At 71.4% G+C, this 18,636-nt stretch carries 18 protein-coding genes and 1 pseudogene; 9 read left to right on the top strand and 10 right to left on the bottom strand.

Features of this window, described 5'->3' with window-relative positions:
• Window positions 1-2: 2 nt before the first annotated feature.
• The gene (locus ACWCWD_RS12320; protein WP_450772295.1) at window positions 3-809 is read left to right on the top strand and encodes an inositol monophosphatase family protein; all 807 of its coding nucleotides are present in this window, start codon (window positions 3-5) and stop codon (window positions 807-809) included.
• Between the two features lie 52 nt (window positions 810-861).
• Here ACWCWD_RS12320 and ACWCWD_RS12315 read toward each other — a convergent pair whose 3' ends face one another.
• On the bottom strand, window positions 862-1,203 hold the full coding sequence (locus tag ACWCWD_RS12315) for a winged helix-turn-helix transcriptional regulator (protein ID WP_450772357.1): 342 nt from the start codon (window positions 1,201-1,203) through the stop codon (window positions 862-864).
• Between the two features lie 147 nt (window positions 1,204-1,350).
• Here ACWCWD_RS12315 and ACWCWD_RS12310 point away from each other — a divergent pair, with 147 nt between their 5' ends.
• On the top strand, window positions 1,351-1,701 hold the full coding sequence (locus ACWCWD_RS12310) for a DoxX family protein (protein ID WP_450772293.1): 351 nt from the start codon (window positions 1,351-1,353) through the stop codon (window positions 1,699-1,701).
• Between the two features lie 49 nt (window positions 1,702-1,750).
• On the opposite strand, the gene ACWCWD_RS12305 is transcribed toward ACWCWD_RS12310, so the two are convergent.
• Window positions 1,751-2,197 (bottom strand): DUF6892 domain-containing protein, encoded by a 447-nt coding sequence (locus tag ACWCWD_RS12305; protein WP_450772291.1) that lies wholly within the window; start codon window positions 2,195-2,197, stop codon window positions 1,751-1,753.
• A 265-nt stretch (window positions 2,198-2,462) separates the two neighbouring features.
• On the opposite strand from ACWCWD_RS12305, the gene ACWCWD_RS12300 reads away from it, so the two are divergent.
• Together ACWCWD_RS12300 and ACWCWD_RS12295 are read left to right on the top strand one after the other, a co-directional pair.
• Window positions 2,463-3,698, top strand: a complete 1,236-nt coding sequence (locus tag ACWCWD_RS12300) for a phospholipase D-like domain-containing protein (RefSeq protein ID WP_450772290.1) — start codon at window positions 2,463-2,465, stop codon at window positions 3,696-3,698.
• A gap of 115 nt (window positions 3,699-3,813) precedes the next feature.
• The gene (locus tag ACWCWD_RS12295; RefSeq protein WP_450772289.1) at window positions 3,814-4,245 is read left to right on the top strand and encodes a hypothetical protein; all 432 of its coding nucleotides are present in this window, start codon (window positions 3,814-3,816) and stop codon (window positions 4,243-4,245) included.
• A gap of 93 nt (window positions 4,246-4,338) precedes the next feature.
• On the opposite strand, the gene argS is transcribed toward ACWCWD_RS12295, so the two are convergent.
• A complete protein-coding gene (gene argS / locus ACWCWD_RS12290; protein WP_450772287.1) occupies window positions 4,339-6,123 on the bottom strand; it encodes an arginine--tRNA ligase in 1,785 nt (594 codons plus the stop codon).
• Window positions 6,124-6,334: 211 nt separating this feature from the next.
• On the opposite strand from argS, the gene lysS reads away from it, so the two are divergent.
• Window positions 6,335-8,089 carry a lysine--tRNA ligase gene (lysS, locus tag ACWCWD_RS12285; RefSeq protein WP_450772286.1) on the top strand — a complete coding sequence of 585 codons (1,755 nt, stop codon included), beginning with the start codon at window positions 6,335-6,337 and terminating at the stop codon, window positions 8,087-8,089.
• A 224-nt stretch (window positions 8,090-8,313) separates the two neighbouring features.
• Window positions 8,314-8,586 (top strand): hypothetical protein, encoded by a 273-nt coding sequence (locus tag ACWCWD_RS12280; protein WP_450772284.1) that lies wholly within the window; start codon window positions 8,314-8,316, stop codon window positions 8,584-8,586.
• Between the two features lie 28 nt (window positions 8,587-8,614).
• Here the strand turns inward: ACWCWD_RS12280 and ACWCWD_RS12275 are convergent, their stop codons facing one another.
• Window positions 8,615-10,189, bottom strand: a complete 1,575-nt coding sequence (locus ACWCWD_RS12275) for a DUF2637 domain-containing protein (protein ID WP_450772282.1) — start codon at window positions 10,187-10,189, stop codon at window positions 8,615-8,617.
• A 309-nt stretch (window positions 10,190-10,498) separates the two neighbouring features.
• Here ACWCWD_RS12275 and ACWCWD_RS12270 point away from each other — a divergent pair, with 309 nt between their 5' ends.
• A complete protein-coding gene (locus ACWCWD_RS12270; RefSeq protein ID WP_450772280.1) occupies window positions 10,499-11,038 on the top strand; it encodes a hypothetical protein in 540 nt (179 codons plus the stop codon).
• A 54-nt stretch (window positions 11,039-11,092) separates the two neighbouring features.
• On the opposite strand, the gene ACWCWD_RS12265 is transcribed toward ACWCWD_RS12270, so the two are convergent.
• The gene (locus tag ACWCWD_RS12265) at window positions 11,093-12,034 is read right to left on the bottom strand and encodes a DUF3558 domain-containing protein (protein ID WP_450772279.1); all 942 of its coding nucleotides are present in this window, start codon (window positions 12,032-12,034) and stop codon (window positions 11,093-11,095) included.
• A gap of 237 nt (window positions 12,035-12,271) precedes the next feature.
• Window positions 12,272-13,153: a DUF3558 domain-containing protein gene (locus tag ACWCWD_RS12260; RefSeq protein WP_450772277.1), complete on the bottom strand. Its 882-nt coding sequence runs from the start codon at window positions 13,151-13,153 to the stop codon at window positions 12,272-12,274.
• A gap of 218 nt (window positions 13,154-13,371) precedes the next feature.
• On the opposite strand from ACWCWD_RS12260, the gene ACWCWD_RS12255 reads away from it, so the two are divergent.
• Window positions 13,372-14,565, top strand: coding sequence for an RtcB family protein (locus ACWCWD_RS12255; protein ID WP_450772275.1), 1,194 nt, complete (start codon window positions 13,372-13,374; stop codon window positions 14,563-14,565).
• A gap of 48 nt (window positions 14,566-14,613) precedes the next feature.
• Here the strand turns inward: ACWCWD_RS12255 and ACWCWD_RS12250 are convergent, their stop codons facing one another.
• The 4 genes and pseudogenes from ACWCWD_RS12250 to ACWCWD_RS12235 form a co-directional block, all read right to left on the bottom strand.
• Window positions 14,614-15,372 (bottom strand): SDR family NAD(P)-dependent oxidoreductase, encoded by a 759-nt coding sequence (locus tag ACWCWD_RS12250; protein ID WP_450772273.1) that lies wholly within the window; start codon window positions 15,370-15,372, stop codon window positions 14,614-14,616.
• Between the two features lie 63 nt (window positions 15,373-15,435).
• Window positions 15,436-16,203, bottom strand: coding sequence for a Mut7-C RNAse domain-containing protein (locus tag ACWCWD_RS12245; RefSeq protein WP_450772271.1), 768 nt, complete (start codon window positions 16,201-16,203; stop codon window positions 15,436-15,438).
• 101 nt (window positions 16,204-16,304) lie between these two features.
• Complete coding sequence (locus ACWCWD_RS12240) at window positions 16,305-17,321, bottom strand: XRE family transcriptional regulator (protein ID WP_450772356.1); 1,017 nt, start codon at window positions 17,319-17,321, stop codon at window positions 16,305-16,307.
• A 180-nt stretch (window positions 17,322-17,501) separates the two neighbouring features.
• Window positions 17,502-17,792, bottom strand: a pseudogene (locus ACWCWD_RS12235) (helix-turn-helix domain-containing protein); the annotation flags it as partial.
• Window positions 17,793-17,919: 127 nt separating this feature from the next.
• Here ACWCWD_RS12235 and ACWCWD_RS12230 point away from each other — a divergent pair.
• Window positions 17,920-18,636, top strand: a complete 717-nt coding sequence (locus ACWCWD_RS12230) for a hypothetical protein (protein ID WP_450772270.1) — start codon at window positions 17,920-17,922, stop codon at window positions 18,634-18,636.

The following is an 18,636-nucleotide window of genomic DNA, read 5'->3' as shown; positions in this document are numbered from 1 at the left end:
CGATGAGCGACATGTACGCGGCTTCCGGGGACGTCGGGATCGCGGCGGCCGGGGCGGAGGCGGGCGCAGGGGTGGTGCGCGCCCTCCACGGCCGGCGCCTCGCCCGGGTCGAAAAGGGCGGCGGGGACTTCGCGACCGCCGCCGACCTGGAGGCGGAACGGGCGATCCTCGACACCCTCCGCGCCGCCCGGCCCGACGACGCGGTGCTCGGCGAGGAGAGCGGGCAGCGGGGCGCGGCCGACGCCGCACGCCAGTGGCTGGTGGACCCCCTGTGCGGCACCCTGAACTACGCCGCCGGGACCCTGGTGGTGGCCGTCAACGTGGCTTTGCTGGACGGAGAGTCGGGCGGCGGGGCGGCTGCGGTGGCGGACCCCTTCGGTGAGGAGTTCTTCCTGACCGACGGCCGGAGCGCTTGGGTGCGCCGCGACGGGACCGAAGCACCCCTGCACCCCTCCTCGGCCACGCGGCTGGTGGACGTCAACCTCGACCCGCCGTTCCCGAGCGCCCCCGGATTCCGGGCGGTGGACCTGCTGGCCCACCCCGACTTCGGCCTGTGGTTCCGGCCCCGGGTGGTGTCCTCGACGCTGGCGGTGGCCTGGGTCGCGGCGGGCAAGCGCGCCGCGTACGTCACCGACGGCGGCGACCTCTCCGGCAGCGTGCACTTCGCCGCCGGAATCGCCCTCTGCCGGGCCGCCGGCTGCGTCGTCACCGACCTTTACGGCGCCCCGCTCGGCCCCGACGCCCGGGGGCTCGTGGTAGCCGCCGACACCGAGACGCACGGGCTGCTGATGTCGATGATCCGAGGCTGAGAGCGCCGGCCGGGTCCCAACTGACGGCCGTGTCCTGACAGCTCTTTCCTGCCTAGCCTTCGGCGGCCTTGGACGCCCTGTCCACTCCGTTCGCCCCGACCGCTTCCCGGAAGGTGACGACCGCCTCGCCGTTCTCCCGGGCCCAAGCGGTGAGCATCCTGATCGGCTCCTCCAGGGTCCGCCCGAGAGCGGTCAGGCTGTACTCCACGCGCGGCGGAGCCTCGGCGTACGCGTGGCGTTCGACGAGCCCGTTCGCCTGGAGGCGGCGAAGCGTCTGGGTCAGTACCTTGCGCGAGATTCCACCGCTCAGCTCGACCAACTCGCCGTGGCGCAGGGGGCCGTCGGTCAGCGCGAAGAGCGTGACCATGGACCACTTGCTCGCGATGATCTCCATCGCGAGGAGAGCGGGGCAGTCGGCGAGGAAGATGCTTCCGGGGCGCAGGCTCACGTCTCGAAGGTTACCCGGAGGTTCCTGACGGCTGTCTATCGTCGGTGAGGTGCGCACGTCTCCTGTTCGCCTCCCGCATGATCGAGGTCTCCTGTGTTCATCTTCCTGGTCGTCACAACTGTGCTCATGTCGGCGGTACTTCTGATATCGGCCGGAGCCAAATCCCTGCGGACGCGCCACATCACCGAGCAGATGACCACTCTCGGAGTGCCGATGGGCCTGATGACGTTCCTGATCGCCGCCCAGGTGGCGGGCGCGGCCGGTGCGATCGCCGGACTCCGGTGGGCACCTCTCGGAATCGCCGCCGCCGTCGGCCTGACCCTCTACTTCGCCGGGGCCGTCGCCTTCCACCTGCGCGTCCGCGACCACAAGGGCGCGCTTCCGGCGGCGGTTCTCGCAGTGGCCTCCGTCGCCCTGATCGTGCTGCGCGCCGCCGCCGTCTGACCTGCCGTGCCTCTCGGTTCACGCACCGGCGCGCAGTGGGGGACAGCCCTCAGCCGTCCGTCGCTATCCCTCGCGCGTGCAGGATTTCCACCATCTCCGACGACCAGAAGTCGTCCGCTCCTCTGATCCGCTTGAGGTTGGGGAGCAGCGGCAGGTCGTCGAGGGAGCGGACGTCGAAGAGGTCATCCTCACCGTCCCAGACCGGTGAGCAGTGGTAATAGACCCGGAGTCCACCGTCGAGTATCAAATCCTCCACGGAGGCGAGGAGTTCGTCGCTGATCTCCAGCGCGTCGAAGTACTTTCGGGCGACGGGCAGCACCTGGTGACTCAGTCTCTTCTTCTCGGTGTAGGCGCGCGCGGGGTCGCCGTCGGCCTTGGCCAGACCTTGCGCCACGAGGTAGGCCGCCAAGTCGAACCGGGGGGTGAGGGTCCCGTCCGTGTACATGAGCCGGTCGATCACCAGCAGCTTGAAGTTGAAGTCGGTGAACTGCGTCATGGGCGCACCATACGACCAGGGTGTGACAGCCCCGAGCCGCCGGTGCTCCTGTGAGGTTTGTGTTCCGGCGCGAGCGCCGCGGCCGGGCTCATGACCCGTCGCGGTCCGGACGACAGGAAAGCTCCTGGGCCCCGCGTCGCCTTCGTGCAGGACAGTACGGGAGTGACCCGGCGTATCGCGGGCAGCCGGAACGACGGCCGACCGCCCGTCCCCGACCCCCGCCGGGGGCAGCGGGCCCCAGCCCTCGCCCTCCGGAAGGTGATCCATGACCAGCAACACGCTCGACGCCGCGCCCTCCGGCAGCGGCGCGGCCGACCCCGTCGGCACGCTCGACCCGGAACTCTCCGCCGAGCGGGTCCAGCGACTCAGACGGCGGCTGGAGCGCCTCATCGGGATCGCCGCGACCGAGGGGAACGAGCTGCTCCCGCTCCGCAACGGCGACGAGATATTCGGCGCGATGCTCGGCGCGATACGGGCCGCCGAGCACACCGTGGACATGATGACCTTCGTGTACTGGCGGGGGGAGATCGCCGAGAAGTTCGCCGAGGCGCTCTCCGAACGCGCCCGGGCCGGGGTCCGGGTGCGGCTGCTGCTCGACGGGTTCGGCAGCCGGCTCATCGAGAAGGACCAGCTGGCGATGATGAGCGACGCGGGCGTGCACGTCGCCTGGTTCCGCAAGCCGCTCTACCTGTCGCCGCTCAAGCAGAACCACCGCTGCCACCGCAAGGTCCTCGTCGTGGACGAGCGGACCGCCTTCACCGGCGGGGTCGGGATAGCCGAGGAGTGGTGCGGCGACGCGCGCAACGAACACGAGTGGCGGGACACCCATGTCCGGCTGCGCGGTCCCGCCGTCGACGGGCTCGCCGCCGCGTTCGCGCAGAATTGGGCCGAGTGCCACGAGGAGCTCTTCGACGCCGAGGACCGGTTCGTACCGGGCGCTCCCGAGGGCGACGCGATCGTGCAGGTGGTACGGGGCTCCGCCAGCTTCGGCTGGCAGGACATGCAGACCCTGATCCGGGTCGTCCTGGAGTCCGCCGAGGAGCGCGTCCGCCTCACCACCGCGTACTTCGCGCCCGACGCGTACTTCACCGAGCTGCTCTGCGCCACCGCCCGGCGCGGCGTCGAGGTCGAGATCCTGCTCCCCGGCCCGTACACCGACAAGCGGGTCTGCCAGCTCGCGGGGCAGCGGTACTACGAGGACCTGACCGCGTGCGGGGTGAAGATCCACCAGTACCAGCCGACGATGATGCACACCAAGACCCTCACCGTGGACCGGGTCGCCGCCCTCATCGGCTCCACCAACTTCAACCGGCGCTCCCTCGACCACGACGAGGAGGTGATGCTCGCCGTGCTGGACCCGGAGTTCACCGCCGTACTCGACGGCCACTTCGAGCAGGACCGCGCGGCGAGCGAGCTGATCGACGGCCGCCGCTGGCGCCGCCGCTCGCTGGTGCAGCGGGCCCGCGAGGCGTCGGTGTACCCGATCCGCCGGTTCCTCTGAGCCCCGCCCCCAGGTGTGGCGTGGGCCGCGCGGGGCACATGAAAGGCCCCAGCCGCCGTACGGCCGGAGGCATTGCCCGCCCCCTGGGCCGTACGTCACCTGAAGGGAGAGGCCCATGAGCGCGTTCGCCGACACTTCACGGGAAACGACGACGGCGGCGGTGATCACCGAACCCGTGCCCGATCTCCAGCTCCAGCTGCTGATCCAGCTCCTCGACCGCGAACTCCGCTCCAGCCTGCCGCTGACCCTCACCCTCTCCGGCGGGATCCTGCACGGGGACCTGATCGGCCACGAGGAGTGGAAGGCGGAGTGGGCGCGGAGCCTGCGCCAGGTGGAGGGCGAGGGCGCGAACCTCCTCGCGGAGTTCCCCGAGACCGTCGACCAGGGGCTCAGCGAGTTCGGCGCCGAGGAGGACCCGGGGCTGCCGCGCTGGATCCACCTGCGGGACGTCACCCTCAGCGTCGGCGGCGTCAGCCCGGTGCTGCTGCCGCTGTGGCGCGGACGGCTCGCCGACGTGTCGGGGTGGGCGCTGGGACGGCCGCAGTAGTCGTGGGCCGTACGCGTACGGGCGCACGCATGGCGGAGGCCCGGCGGATCGGGAAGATCCGCCGGGCCTCCGTGCGTCAGGTGCGCACCGCCGTCAGAGGCGCTCGGGCGTCCGGATGCCCAGCAGCTCCATGCCCGTGTGCAGGGTGCGGGCGGTCAGCTCCACGAGGAAGAGCCGGTTCTCGACGACCTCGGGGGCGTTGTCGTCGCTGAGGACCTGGCACTGGTCGTAGAAGGTCGTCAGGTGCGAGGCCAGCTGGTAGAGGTACGCGGCCAGCTTGTGGGGCTCGTAACCCGCCGCGACCTCGTCCAGGGTCTCGCCGAACCGGTCCAGGTGCAGACCGAGCGCGCGCTCCGCCGGGGCCAGCTCCAGCTCCGGGTGGGCGGCGGGCTTCGCGTCGCCGGCCTTGCGGAGGATCGAGCGGATACGGGCGTAGGCGTACTGGAGGTAGACCGAGGTGTCGCCGTTGAGCGAGACCATCTGGTCCAGGTCGAACTTGTAGTCGCGCACGGCGGACGTGGACAGGTCGGCGTACTTCACCGCGCCGATGCCGACGTACCGGCCGTTCTCGACGATCTCCTCCTCGGAGAGGCCCACCTTCTCGGCCTTCTCCCGCACCACGGCCGTCGCCCGGGAGACCGCCTCGTCGAGGAGGTCCTCCAGCCGGACGGTGACGCCCTCACGGGTCTTGAACGGCTTGCCGTCCTTGCCGAGGACCGTGCCGAAGGCCAGCTGGTGCGCCTTGACGTCCTCGCCGAGCCAGCCGGCCCGGCGGGCGGTCTCGAAGACCATCTTGAAGTGCAGCGACTGCCGGGCGTCCACGACGTACAGCAGGGTGTTCGCCTTGAGGTTCTGCACCCGGTCGCGGATGGCGGAGAGGTCGGTCGCCGCGTAGCCGTAACCGCCGTTGGTCTTCTTGACGATCAGCGGGACCTGGTTGCCGTCCGGGCCCTTCACGTCCTCGAAGAAGACGCAGAGCGCACCCTCGGAGCGCACGGCGACGCCGGTCTCCTCCAGGATGCGGCAGGTCTCCTCCAGCATGTCGTTGTAGCCCGACTCGCCGACGATGTCCGGGTCGGAGATCTCCATGTCGAGCTTGTCGAAGACGGAGTAGAAGTAGACCTTCGACTCGTCCACGAACCGCTGCCACATGGCGAGCGTCTCCGGGTCACCGGCCTGGAGCGCGACCACCCGGTCCCGGGCACGGGCCTTGAACTCCTCGTCGGAGTCGAAGAGCGCGCGGGACGCCTTGTAGAGCCGGTTCAGCGAGGACATCGCGGCCTCGCCCTCGGAGGCGGCGCCGGTGCCCGCGGTCTCGTGACCGAGCTGGTCCGGGTGCTCGACGAGGTACTGGATGAGCATGCCGAACTGGGTGCCCCAGTCGCCGATGTGGTGGCGCCGGACCACGGACTCGCCGGTGAACTCCAGGATGCGCACCATCGCGTCGCCGATGACCGCCGACCGCAGGTGGCCGACGTGCATCTCCTTGGCGACGTTCGGCTGGGCGTAGTCGATGACCGTCGTGCCGGCGTCCGGCGCGGTCGGCACACCGAGGCGGCCCTCCGCGTCGGCGGCCCGCCCGGCGAGCGTCTCCAGGATCGCCCGGTCGGTGAGGGTGATGTTGAGGAAGCCGGGCCCGGAGACCCCGATCTCCTTGATCAGCCCGCCCGCCGGGATCGCGGCCGTGACCTGCGAGGCCAGCTCACGGGGGTTGCCCTTGAGCTTCTTGGCCAGCGCCAGGATGCCGTTGGCCTGGAAGTCGGCCCGGTCGCTTCGTCGCAGCAGCGGGTCGGCGGCGCCGGCGTCCGGCAGAGCTGCCGTCAGGGCGTCCGCCAGCTGCTGCTGGAGCGTGGAAGCGAGGGAAGGGACCGAGGCCATGTGCCGGCTGCCGTTTCCGTAGGGGGTAATGGGTTTCCCCAAGTATCCCACGGGCGGTGAGCACGTTCGCAAAGCCATTTGAGCGCGCCGGGGGCTGCCCGGTGTCCCGTGGCGGATCACGGGACGGCCCCCGGGGAAGTCATTTTCGCGCTCCGCCGTGTACCTGGGAGAATGACAGGGCCCCCGAAAGATTCCTGTACGAGAGAAGGGCGTGCCGACCGTGGCCGAGAGTCAGACAAGCACCGAGACCGACTGGGTCTCCCGCTTCGCGGACGATGTCATCGCCGAATCGGAGCGTCGTGCGCCTGGCAAACCGGTCGTCGTCGCGTCCGGGCTGTCCCCGTCCGGCCCGATCCACCTCGGCAACCTCCGCGAGGTCATGACCCCGCACCTGGTCGCCGACGAGATCCGCCGCCGCGGGTACGAGGTCCGCCACCTGATCTCGTGGGACGACTACGACCGGTACCGCAAGGTCCCGAACGGCGTCCCCGGCATCGACGCGTCCTGGGCCGAGCACATCGGCAAGCCGCTGACCTCGGTGCCCGCCCCGGCCGGGTCCGCGTACCCGAACTGGGCCGAGCACTTCAAGGCCGCCATGGTGGAGGCGCTGGCCGAGCTGGGCGTCGAGTACGACCCGATCAGCCAGACCGAGCAGTACACCGCGGGCGTCTACCGCGAGCAGATCCTGCACGCGATGAAGCACCGCGCGGACATCGACGCCGTCCTCGACCGCTACCGGACGAAGAAGGACCCGGCCGCCGCGGGCAAGGGCAAGCAGCAGCAGAAGAAGGTCGACGAGGCCGAGCTGGAGGCCGCCGAGGGCTCCGGCGCGGCCGACGAGGACGACGGCAGCGGCAGCTCCGCCGGGTACTTCCCGTACAAGCCGTACTGCGGCAACTGCGGCAAGGACTTCACCGTTGTCACCTCCTACGACGACGACACCACCGAGCTGAACTACACCTGCTCGGAGTGCGGCTTCGCCGAGACCGTGCGGCTCAACGAGTTCAACCGCGGCAAGCTGGTCTGGAAGGTCGACTGGCCGATGCGCTGGGCGTACGAGGGCGTGATCTTCGAGCCCAGCGGCGTGGACCACTCCTCGCCGGGCTCGTCGTTCGTCGTCGGCGGCCAGATCGTCCGCGAGGTCTTCGACGGTGTCCAGCCGATCGGCCCGATGTACGCCTTCGTCGGCATCTCCGGCATGGCGAAGATGTCCTCCTCCAAGGGCGGGGTGCCGACCCCGGCCGACGCCCTGAAGATCATGGAGGCGCCGCTGCTGCGCTGGCTGTACGCGCGCCGCAGGCCCAACCAGTCCTTCAAGATCGCCTTCGACCAGGAGATCAACCGGCTCTACGACGAGTGGGACTCCCTGGAGCGCAAGGTCGCCGAGGGCACCGCGCTCCCGGCCGACCTCGCCGCCCACGGCCGCGCCGTCCGCACGGCCGCCGGTGAGCTGCCGAGCACCCCGCGCCCGCTGCCGTACCGCACGCTGGCCTCCGTCGCCGACATCACCGCCGGCGCCGACGACCAGACGCTGCGCATCCTCAGCGAGCTCGACCCGGAGAACCCGCTCACCTCGCTCGACGCGGTGCGCCCCCGCCTCGACCGCGCCGAGAACTGGATCACCACCCAGGTCCCGGCCGAGGCCCGCACCGTCGTCCGCACCGAGCCGGACGCCGAACTCCTCGGCTCCCTCGACGAGCAGGGGCGCGAGTCGCTGCGCCTGCTGCTGGAGGGCCTGGACAGCCACTGGTCGCTGGACGGGCTCACCACGCTCGTCTACGGCGTGCCGAAGGTGCTCGCCGGTCTTGAGCCGGACGCCAAGCCGACGCCCGAACTCAAGGTGGCCCAGCGGTCGTTCTTCGCGCTGCTCTACCGACTGCTCGTCAGCCGGGACACCGGCCCGCGCCTGCCCACCCTGCTCCTCGCCGTCGGCGCGGACCGGGTGCGGGTGCTGCTCGGGGCGTAGGCGCAGGCAGGACGCACGGAGAAGGGGCCGCCGCCCGGAGGGATCCGGGTGGCGGCCCCTTCCCTTCGAGGGCTCACGAGTTTTTACGGGTTCGGGTGCGGGCTCCCCGTTGACACGGTGATCACCACGGGCGTTCGCTACGGGGAGGGCGGACCGCACGCACGGTGCGACGTCCGGGAAACGGCGTCGAGGACGCCGACGGGGGCGGGGCGGGCGGGGTTCTCATGAGCTGGTACCTGATGATTGTCGGCGCGGGGCTGGCAGCGGAGGCAATTCCCTACTTGTCCGGCCGGAAGACGGCCGGATTCGGCCGTCCCCGGGTCGGCGGCTGGGCGCTGGCGACCTCGGGGACCGCTGTCTTCCTCGGCGGGCTGGTGGACGCCGCCGGATGGGGCGACGCCGGGGCATTGACCGCGATCTGCCTCGCCCCCGTCGGACTGATGCTGTTCGTGAGCAGCGCCCCGGTCACCCGGTTCACCCGGCGCCGCAGAGGCTGACACCGGCGCTCTCCTCCCGGCGTCCGGCTCAGGCGATGTGGTCGGCCGCGAGCTCCGCGTCGTACCGCTGCTTGAAGTCCGGCATCAGGCGGCGCAACAGGGCGGCGCTGCGCGGGTGCTGGACGTTGTGGCCGTCGGCGAGGTGGATGCCGAGGACGTCGACGCTCGGGTAGCCGCTGTTGGTCTGCACGAACTCCCGGAAGACCTGGTACGCGATCTCGGCGTACTCGGCGTCTTCCGCGTTCTCGGCCTCGGCGGTGACCTGCGCGGCCCGCTCCTCGGCTTCCCGCTCGGCCTCGCGCACGGTCTCCTCGGCCGCCTGGACGGCCTCCCGCGCGTCCACGTCGGCCTGTGAGTCGGCCTCCTGCTGCCCGGCGCGCTGGTGCGGGACGGCGCCGATGGTGCCCACGTTGCCGAGCGGGCGGGTACGGCCGCCGGGGCCCGAGGGCACCTGGGTGGGCGTGCGCTCGAAGGTGTCCTCGTAGAAGGGGTCGTAGTCGCCCTGGTACGGCTGGTCCGCCGGCTGCCCCGCGAACCACGGGCTGGTCCGCGCGTCCGGGTCGGGGTCCTCCGGCGCCCAGTCGCCGCGCTCCTGCTGCTGGGTGTCCTGCGGGTACGGCCCCTGGGGGTACGGGTCCTGCGGATACGCGTCCGGCGGCACGTCCTCGGGGGCGTACCCGTCGGGGGCGTACCCGTTCCGGGCGGGCCCGTCCTGCTGCTGGCCGTTGCGCTGCTGGCCGTTGCGCTGCTGGGGGAGGGACGCGCGCGGGGGAAGGTCACGCTGCTGCGGGTGGGGCGCCCCGTCCTGCCGGCGCTCCACGTCCTGCGCGTGCTCCGCGCCCTGCCGGTCCTGGCCGCCCTGCCGGTCCTGCTCCCCCTGGTACGGGGCGAGTTCGGGCTTCGGCGCGGGCGGCAGCAGGACGGGCTCGATCCCGGCCGCCGCGAGCCCGGCCGGGGCGGTCTCGGCGAGCGGTACGCCGAACTTGGCGAGCCGCAGCGGCATCAGCGCCTCGACCGGGGCCTTGCGCCGCCAGGCCCGGCCGAAGCGGGCCTGCAGCCGGGCCTGGTAGACCAGCCGGTCCTGTTCGAGCTTGATGACCTGCTCGTAGCTGCGCAGCTCCCAGAGCTTCATGCGCCGCCACAGCTTGAACGTCGGTACGGGGGAGAGCAGCCAGCGGGTGAGGCGCACGCCCTCCATGTGCTTGTCGGCGGTGATGTCGGCGATCCGGCCCACCGCGTGACGGGCGGCCTCGACGGCGACGACGAAGAGGATCGGGATCACCGCGTGCATGCCGGTGCCGAGCGGATCGGGCCAGGCGGCGGCGCCGTTGAACGCGATGGTCGCGGCCGTCAGCAGCCACGCCGTCTGGCGCAGCAGCGGGAACGGGATGCGCATCCACGTCAACAGCAGGTCCAGCGCCAGCAGTACGCAGATGCCCGCGTCGATGCCGATCGGGAACACCAGGGAGAAGTTCCCGAACCCCTTCTCCAGGGCGAGTTCGCGCACGGCTGCGTACGAGCCGGCGAACCCGATCGCGGCGATGACCGCCGCTCCTGCGACGACGAGCCCGATGAGTACCCGGTGCGTGCGTGTGAGCTGCATCGCGGCCACCCGCGATCCCCTCCCCGACCTCTGTTCTCCGCCCGGCTTCCGACATCCGGTGGGGGCCAGCCTGGCACATGTGTACGAGAGGTGATGCGCGGGGAGGTCGGGAGGGCCGCCCGGAGGGCTGTCCCAGGGGAGCCATCGATTCCGCAAAGGGGGCTCTGGGCTGGGACGTTGGCCCAGGGGCGATTTTCGGTCACGACTTGGGACCGGCCGACGGAACCGGCCCGACCCAGTCCTACGCTGAGCTCGCGAGAGGCCGCCCACAGCCCTTTCGGCCCCTACGAGCCTGCCTGGTGATGACTCATGACCTCGGACGTCGTCTCCGTACGCCCCGCTACCCGCTGGATGATGGCCCCCACCGCCTTCGTCCTCGCGACCAACGCCCTCAGGGCCGTCCAGGGGGGCGAGGCGTACCAATGGTGGATTTTCGGCGGCATGGCGGTGCTGTTCCTGGGCGTCCTCGTGGCCGTCCGCTTCAAGTGCGCCGTCACCGTCACCGCCGACACCGTCACCGTGCGGCAGCCCCTGCGGACCGTCTCCTTCGGTCTCGACCGGCTGCGTTCGGTCTCCGGCGGGTTTCCGCCGGGCAAGAAGCGTGGCTTGGTGGGGCTGAGGTTCGAGGGGGTCGACGGGACCCGCGCCTCGTTCAGCATGGTGGCCGTGTCCCCGGCCGACCGCCGGCGCCTGGTCGCCGCCCTCACGGAGCGCACGGCGCCGGACGTGGTGCGGTGGGACGAGCTGATGCGCGCCATGCTCGCCGAGGGCCGGGCCACGGACACACCTCCGGGGCCCGGCCCTCGGAAAGCGGCCGGACCCCGGAGCGGGACCCGCAAGGTGTCCTGACCGGACACCGTCCGGACGTCAGGACTTCGTCGTCGGCCAGGACATCTTCATCGCCTAGGACTTCTTCGTCGCCCTGGGCGTCGCCTTCGCGGTGGCGCCCGAGTCCGTGTCCGAGCCGGAATCCGCGTCCGAGCCGGAGTCCGAGGCGGCGCTCTTGCTGCTGCTCGTCTTCGGGCTGTCGCTCTCGTCGCTGCTGCTCTTGCTGCTGCTGGTCTTCGGGCTGGAGCTGGTGGTGGCGCTCGGGCTCGACGAATCGTCCGTGGTGGTGCCGCCCGCACCGCCGACGGCCGCCACGGCCTCCTTCGCCGCGGTCTGCGCGCCCGCCAGGATGTCCGCGGCGGACGGGGCCTTGGCGCCCGCGTAGCCGGTGCCGTTGTAGTTCACGGAGACGACGACGTTGGCCGTACGCACGACGATCGCGGCGTAGGAGAAGTCCTCGCTCGTCTTGTTCAGGGTGTACGTGACGGCGGTCGCCTGGTCGCCGATGCCGGAGACGGGCGCGGTCGCGAGCTTCTTGGCACCGTCGACGGCCTGCGCCTTGGCGACCGACTTGGTGAAGTCGGTGGTCGCCCGGTCGGCGCCGCTGCCGAGGGCCTCGTCGGATTCGTACCGGACGAAGCCGATGTCCAGCCAGTGGTAGACGGAGCCCTTGACGCCCTTGTCGTCCAGGCCGTTCCAGGAGCAGCTGCCCCGGGCGTCGTCGTCGGAGGACTTGCCCACGGTGCCGCCGGCCTTCTTCGCGGACGGGACGAGCTTCTTGACCGTCTTCGCGGAGAGCGCCTTGCACGGGTCGGGCAGCCCGGCGAACTTCGCCGGCTCCACGGTGGGGGTCGGTGAGGCGGAGGCGGCGGCGCTCGACGAGCCGGAGGAGGCGGAGCCGGCGCCCTTCTCCTTCGCGTCGTCGCCGGAGTCCGACGAGCAGCCGGCGGCGACGAGCATCACCGGGACGGCGGCGCAGAGGAGTATGCGGGACAGTCGCGGAGCTGATCGGTGCATGGTTCCTTCACTCGGACGGGACGGCGATCGCGGTCGTGCGGTCGGGCCGGCGTTCAGCCGTGCGGGCGTTCGTGCTCGGCTTCCGGCGGGTGCCGTGCGGCGGTCGGTGTACGGGCGGGCGGTGGTGCGGGTGCGTGTTCCGAGGAGCCACCGTACGACGGACGCGGAACCCGCGGGGCCGCGGCGGCGACCCGCGACGGCCCCGGCGGGGGTTCTGCCGGCGCCCGTCGGAGCGGTCTATTCGTTGATGTTCTCGTCCAGCCCGCGGGCCAGTGCCTGGGCCTTCTCCTGGAGTTCCGCACTCTCGGGCACGTCGCCGGCGTCGGCCGCCTGCTCGGCGTACCGGACGGTCACGACCACGTTCGATGTGCGGAAGACCACGCTGACCGTGCGGCGCTGCGAGGTCGAATCTCCGCTTTCGAGCGAATCGTTCAGGAATGCGGCATTTCCGATGTTGTCCAGCACCCGGGGCGCACGTTCGCCGGAGGCGTCGGCGCCGCCGTCGCCACCGCTGTCGCCCCCGTTCGCGGCCGGTGACGCGGTCGCCGCCGGGGAGGTGGAGCCCTGCGGGGCCACCCCCGTCCCGTCGGACGCGGCCGGATCCGCCGAGGGGTCCGCCGGGGCGTCGGCGGAGGGGTCCCCCGAGTCGTCGGCCGAGTCGTCCGCAGAAGGGGACGAGGAGAGGGAGGGCGCGGGCAGGCCGACCGCCTCCGCCTTCTTCCCGTACACGGTGGCGGCGGTGTCCTCGTCGCTCACGGAGGGGTCGTAGGAGACGACCCGCTCGAAGTCGACCACCAGGGTGCGGGTCGAGTCGGCGTCCCGCGCCTGCCAGGTGCACCCCACCTTGCGGTCGGTGTCGTACGTGACCGAAGCCCGGCCCTCGTACGCCTTCTCGCGCTGTTCCTCGGGGAGGTCCGCCACGCCCGGCAGGAGCTGCTTGAGCGTGTTCACGCTCACGGACCGGCAGGCTTCCGGCAGGGTCTGGTACTTGCCCGGGGGTGCGACGGAGACGGTCGGGGTGCCGGGCTTCGCGTCGGCGGTGGCGTCCTCGGTGCCCGAGCCCCCGGTGCAGCCGGCGACGAGCGCCGCGAGAAGCGCGATGCCGGGAACGTACGCCATGGGTCGCAAGGTCCCAGGCCCCCTTCGGTACGAAAACGAGTTGCCGCGCTACGGCGGCCGGTGGACACAATGTGTATCGCACGTGCGGCTGTGAATGCCGGTCGGCCGAGATGTTTGCCGATCTTGGCACCCGTTTTGCGCTTTAAGTCTTTTGGGCCCTTTCGGGCCTCTTCAGCTATCTGTCCTGCCAGCTTCCTGTCGGGGGAAATCGAGGGTTCATGTCGTACGTGGAGATGCCGGGAGCGCAGGTACCGATCCGGATGTGGACCGATCCCGCGTCGGTCGAGGACGTCGCGATGCAGCAGCTGCGCAACGTCGCGACCCTGCCGTGGATCAAGGGCCTCGCCGTGATGCCCGACGTCCACTTCGGCAAGGGGGCGACGGTCGGCTCGGTGATCGCCATGCACGGCGCGGTCTGCCCCGCCGCCGTCGGCGTGGACATCGGCTGCGGCATGTCCGCCGTCAGGACCTCCCTCACCGCGAACGACCTGCCCGGTGACCTCTCCCGGCTGCGCTCCCGCATCGAGGAGGCGATCCCGGTCGGGCGCGGGATGCACGAGGAGCTGGTGGACCCGGCCGGGCTGCCCGGGGCGGGTGCGGCCGGCTGGGACGACTTCTGGAGCCGGTTCGGCGGGATCGCCGAGGAGGTGAAGTTCCGCCAGCAGCGGGCGGTGCGGCAGATGGGCACGCTCGGCGGCGGCAACCACTTCATCGAGTTCTGCCTCGACGAGACGGGCTCGGTCTGGCTGATGCTGCACTCCGGTTCCCGCAACATCGGCAACGAGCTGGCCGACCACCACATCGGCATCGCCCAGAGCCTCCCGCACAACCAGGGCCTCGTCGACCGCGACCTCGCGGTCTTCGTCGCGGACACCCCGCAGATGGCCGCCTACCGCAACGACCTGTTCTGGGCGCAGGAGTACGCCAAGTTCAACCGCGCCGTCATGATGGGGCTCTTCCAGGACGTGGTCCGCAAGGAGTTCCGGAAGGCGAAGGTCACCTTCGAGCCGGTCATCTCCTGCCACCACAACTACGTGTCCGAGGAGCGGTACGACGGCATGGACCTGCTGGTCACCCGGAAGGGCGCGATCCGGGCGGGCTCCGGCGAGTACGGGATCATCCCCGGGTCCATGGGCACCGGCTCGTACATCGTGAAGGGCCTCGGCAACGAGAAGTCCTTCAACTCCGCCTCGCACGGCGCGGGCCGGCGGATGAGCCGGATGGCCGCGAAGCGCCGGTTCACCACCAAGGACCTGGAGGAGCAGACGCGCGGCGTCGAGTGCCGCAAGGACTCCGGCGTGGTGGACGAGATCCCCGGCGCGTACAAGCCGATCGAGAAGGTCATCGACCAGCAGCGGGACCTGGTGGAGGTCGTCGCCAAGCTGAAGCAGCTGGTCTGCGTGAAGGGCTGAGACGGGGGACGCGCCCACCGGCCGGGCCGGTGGGCGCGCGGCCGTCGCTCAGAGCGTGCGGTGGACCTTGTAGTTGGACGCCTGGGCGCGCGGGCGGACGACGAGGAGGTCGATGTTGACGTGGCTGGGACGCGTCACGGCCCAGCCGACGGTGTCGGCCACGTCCTCGGCGGTGAGCGGCGCGTCGACGCCCGCGTACACCTTGGCGGCCTTCTCCTCGTCACCCCGGAACCGGTTGGTGGCGAACTCCTCGGTCTTCACCATGCCGGGCGCGATCTCGATGACCCGGACCGGCGTCCCGACGATCTCCAGCCGCAGCGTCTCGGCGAGCACGTGCTCGCCGTGCTTGGCCGCGACATAGCCCGCGCCGCCCTCGTACGTCCCGTGGCCCGCCGTCGAGGTCAGCACCACGACCGTGCCGTCACCGCTCGCCGTGAGCGCGGGCAGCAGGGCCTGGGTGATGTTGAGGGTGCCGACGACGTTCGTCTCGAACATCTGGCGCCAGTCCGCCGGGTCCCCGGTGGCCACCGGGTCCGCGCCGAGCGCGCCACCCGCGTTGTTCACCAGCACCGCGAGCGAGCGGAACGCGGTGGCGAACTCGTCGACCGCCGCGCGGTCGGTCACGTCCAGGGCGTACGCGGCCGCCTGGTGGCCCGCCGCGTTGATCTCCTCGGCCAGCGCCTCGATGCGGTCCTTGCGGCGCGCGGTGAGCACCACGCGGTAGCCCTCGGCGGCGAGCCGGCGGGCGGTCGCGGCACCGATGCCGCTGCTCGCACCGGTGATGACGGCGATGGGGGTGGCGGCCATGACGAACTCCCTCGGACAGGTGACCGGTACCGGGCCAGGATAGGCAGAACCCGCCCTCCGGCCTCAGGCGGTGTCCGGCCCGCCGAATTCGCGCACCGCGTCCGCGACCACCGTCTCCAGATGCCCGTGGTGCGCGCCCCGCCAGTACACCCGCTCGCACACCGTGCACTGCGCGAACACGTCGTACGCCGCCTGCGTACCGTGCTCCAGCCGGTCGGCCACCGCCTCCTTGTCGGCCTCCCGCAGCGGCCCGTTGCACGCGGTGCAGCGCGACCACGGCGCCAGGACCGGCGCGAAGCGCCCCAGCACGTCCCGGAGCTGCTCCTCGGGCCGGTCGCTGTAGACGTACGCCCCCGCCCACAGCTCCCGCCGCCGCAGCAGCCCCCGGTCCCGCGAGAGCATCACCCGCCGCTCACGCGCGGAGAGCGCCGCGAGCGCGGGATCGCCGATGTCCTCGCTCTCGTACGCCGCGTCGACACCCAGCAGCCGCAACCGCCGCGCCAGCGTGCCCAGATGGACGTCCAGCAGGAACCGCAACGGCGCCCCCGGCACCCGCTGCGGACGCTCCACCGCGCGGACGACGAGGTGCTCCCCGGCCCGCGGAATGTGCGACACCGCCACCTCCGCCCCGTCCACCACCAGCGCCCCCGCCTCGGTGAGCGGCACGCCGAGCGACTCCACGACGTGCCCGAGCGTCGACACCCCGTCCGTCACCAGAGCGGTCACCCCCTGCCGCCGCTCGTGCGCGACGAACAGCCGCAGCTCGGGGGCGACTTCGACGGAGATCTGCTGCTTGGCCACGGAAGGCCCGGGCGCGGAAGGCTTGGTCACGGGCCCAGGATGTCACCGGGGAGGGCGGTGGAGCGAGGCGTTTGTGGGCGGGGCGGGCGTGCCGTCGGGCACCGGCCCGGCGGGGCCCGACGAGGCGGGGCTCAGACCAGCACGCCACTGCGCCGGGCGAGACCGCGCAGCTCCGTACCGGTGGGGCCGGACACCAGGAGCGACGAGACGAGCGACTTTACGGCGGGCCGGGCATGCGTCTCCTCCGGAGCGTGGTGCTCGGCCGACAGGAGCGTCCTGACGCAGTCCTGGCGGCGCCCCAGCCGTTCGAGGGCCGTGGCGACGTCGGTGAGGCAGCGGGACCGGCGTTCGACGCTGGGCAACGCCTTCAGGGAGACGGTCCGGGCCGCGTCGAGGGCGGCCAGCGGATCGCCCGCGTGATTCTCGGCGGAGATGCGGTGCAGCCGCACGGTGAGAGGGCTGAAGCCGCCCCCGTGGTCACGCAGCAGCGTCGCCCCGCCGAGTTCCTCCGCGATGGCCGCGGCTTCATCGGTGAGTTCCCGCATGCCGTCGCGGTCGCCCCGCCGGGCGACCGTGTAGGCGGCGGACTGGATGAGCAGTCCGCGTTCCGCCGCACCGGCGCGGCCGACGGCCCGCAGATCGGGATGGTCCGCTGCGGTGAGGGCGATCGACAGCGCCTCCGTGTGCCACCCCGCCTTGCGTGCGAGGACAGCGAGCTGGCGGGCGGACTCCGCGACGGCGAGGGCGTCGCCCCCGGTCGTGGCGAGCCCATGGGCGCGGTCGGCAGCCATCCAGCCGAGCTGCTGCTCGTCCAGCTTGATCAACATGCGGGTGGCCAGAAGGTAGCTCCTGGCGAGCAGGCCGCAGCTGTCCGGCGCGCCGGTGGAGGCTTCCGCGTGACCGGCGCGGATCAGTCGGGGCAGCCGTACGGCGAGGCCCGAGTACCGGCAGGCGTCGAAGTCCGCGAGAGCACGGGTGAAGTCGGCGGAGAGTCCCCCTGCCGGCAGGGCGGGGCCGGAGCCGCCCAGGCCGAGCATCGCGTCCCTGATCCCGGCGACCAGCAGATCACCGAGGACTCCCTCGTCCGCGTGGGCCGACCGGTTCCCGGCAGCGGGTGATACCGCAGTCGCCGCCGCCGTGGCCGCCATGCCCGCCAGTAACTTCCTCCGCTGCACCGGGTCTTCACCGTCCTCGTGCCCTGAGCCGACCAGGCTGACCACCCTAGGGCCGGGCAGCCGGGGGAAGGCCGTGGTTGCGACGATCCGCTGGCCGTGTCGTGTATCGGAGCGTGGCGCCGGCGGAACCAGGCCGAACGCCTGATGCGGAAGGTTCAGGGCATCCGCGAAGGCTCGTAGCACGTCCACGTCTGTAAGGGGTGAGATGCCGCGCTCGTAGCGGGAGACTTGGGCGGCGGAGAACCTGGTCAGTTCTCCCAGTTCGGCGAGAGTCAGTCCCTTGGCCTGTCGAGTCTCCCGGACGAGATCCCCGGGCTTCACATCGGCCCCGTAGGTCTCGTGCGCCCTGTTAATCGCATCTGTGCCCCGTCTCTGAACGATGGTCGAGATGGCCCCGCCCCGACCGTAGCCCCAGAAACGCCTGCTTGGGCAGGGGCTTTGCATGAGACGCAAACGGGATTGCGTGCCAGATCGGTACCTCTCCCGATCCGGGCATGCAGCGGCGATCGTCGAAGTCCGTCGGCCGACCAGGCCGTCGGCTCTTCCCCTCGCGGAGGTTCCGATGCAACCCGTGCCTTCCACTCCGTCTCCGACGGCAGCCGGCGATGTTCGCCTCGCCCCTGGCTACTACTTCCGGTCCGACGACCTCGGCTCCCACGTCACCAGCCTGCTCGAGTGCTCCAGCGTCTTCGGTATCAAGGCCGCCATGGTCGAACTCCTCTCCAGTGCCGCGGCCGGGCTTCGTGACGAGCACTGCGGTGTCGTCGAAGAAGGGGCCCTGCTGCAGGGTGACGTCATTGTGCAGGCAGGTGCCCGCGTGGAGGCGGGCGCACAGGTCGTCGGCCCGGCCCTGATCTGCACGGGCACTGTTGTCGCGGCTGGAGCGCTGGTTCGCGACAACAGCGTCATCGGACCCGGGTGCAGGATCGGCTTCGGCGCGGAGGTTACCCGGAGCCTGCTGACGGGCTACGTCTTGATGAAGCACCCCTGCTTCGTCGGAGACTCGGTGATCGGACGCCGAGTCAACCTCGGCTCGTTCTGCTCCACGACCGGACTGCGGTGTGATCGTGGACCGATTGCGGAACCGGCTGTCGAGGAGATTTCGATCAACCTTGGCGGGCAGCGGATTCTCACCGGGCAGACGAAGTTCGGTGCAGTGATCGGCGACGAGGTGTCTTTGCCGGCCGGAACCGTTCTGTCGCCGGGCACGCTGATCGGGCCGGGAACGGTGGTCTACCCGCGCGATCACATCGGTGGCTTCCTGCCTGCCGGTACCCGGGTCCGGTGA

The organism is Streptomyces sp. NPDC001493, assembly GCF_053597235.1.
This window is presented reverse-complemented; position numbering and strand designations above follow the sequence as displayed.

Coding starts and splice junctions, on each gene's coding strand:
- ACWCWD_RS12270 (WP_450772280.1), top strand. CDS start 10,499: ATGACCTCGGACGTCGTCTCCGTACGCCCCGCTACCCGCTGGATGATG.
- ACWCWD_RS12300 (WP_450772290.1), top strand. CDS start 2,463: ATGACCAGCAACACGCTCGACGCCGCGCCCTCCGGCAGCGGCGCGGCC.
- argS (WP_450772287.1), bottom strand. CDS start 6,123: ATGGCCTCGGTCCCTTCCCTCGCTTCCACGCTCCAGCAGCAGCTGGCG.
- ACWCWD_RS12320 (WP_450772295.1), top strand. CDS start 3: ATGAGCGACATGTACGCGGCTTCCGGGGACGTCGGGATCGCGGCGGCC.
- ACWCWD_RS12305 (WP_450772291.1), bottom strand. CDS start 2,197: ATGACGCAGTTCACCGACTTCAACTTCAAGCTGCTGGTGATCGACCGG.
- ACWCWD_RS12295 (WP_450772289.1), top strand. CDS start 3,814: ATGAGCGCGTTCGCCGACACTTCACGGGAAACGACGACGGCGGCGGTG.
- ACWCWD_RS12260 (WP_450772277.1), bottom strand. CDS start 13,153: ATGGCGTACGTTCCCGGCATCGCGCTTCTCGCGGCGCTCGTCGCCGGC.
- ACWCWD_RS12280 (WP_450772284.1), top strand. CDS start 8,314: ATGAGCTGGTACCTGATGATTGTCGGCGCGGGGCTGGCAGCGGAGGCA.
- ACWCWD_RS12240 (WP_450772356.1), bottom strand. CDS start 17,321: ATGGCGGCCACGGCGGCGGCGACTGCGGTATCACCCGCTGCCGGGAAC.
- ACWCWD_RS12315 (WP_450772357.1), bottom strand. CDS start 1,203: ATGGAGATCATCGCGAGCAAGTGGTCCATGGTCACGCTCTTCGCGCTG.
- ACWCWD_RS12255 (WP_450772275.1), top strand. CDS start 13,372: ATGTCGTACGTGGAGATGCCGGGAGCGCAGGTACCGATCCGGATGTGG.
- ACWCWD_RS12275 (WP_450772282.1), bottom strand. CDS start 10,189: ATGCAGCTCACACGCACGCACCGGGTACTCATCGGGCTCGTCGTCGCA.
- ACWCWD_RS12265 (WP_450772279.1), bottom strand. CDS start 12,034: ATGCACCGATCAGCTCCGCGACTGTCCCGCATACTCCTCTGCGCCGCC.
- ACWCWD_RS12250 (WP_450772273.1), bottom strand. CDS start 15,372: ATGGCCGCCACCCCCATCGCCGTCATCACCGGTGCGAGCAGCGGCATC.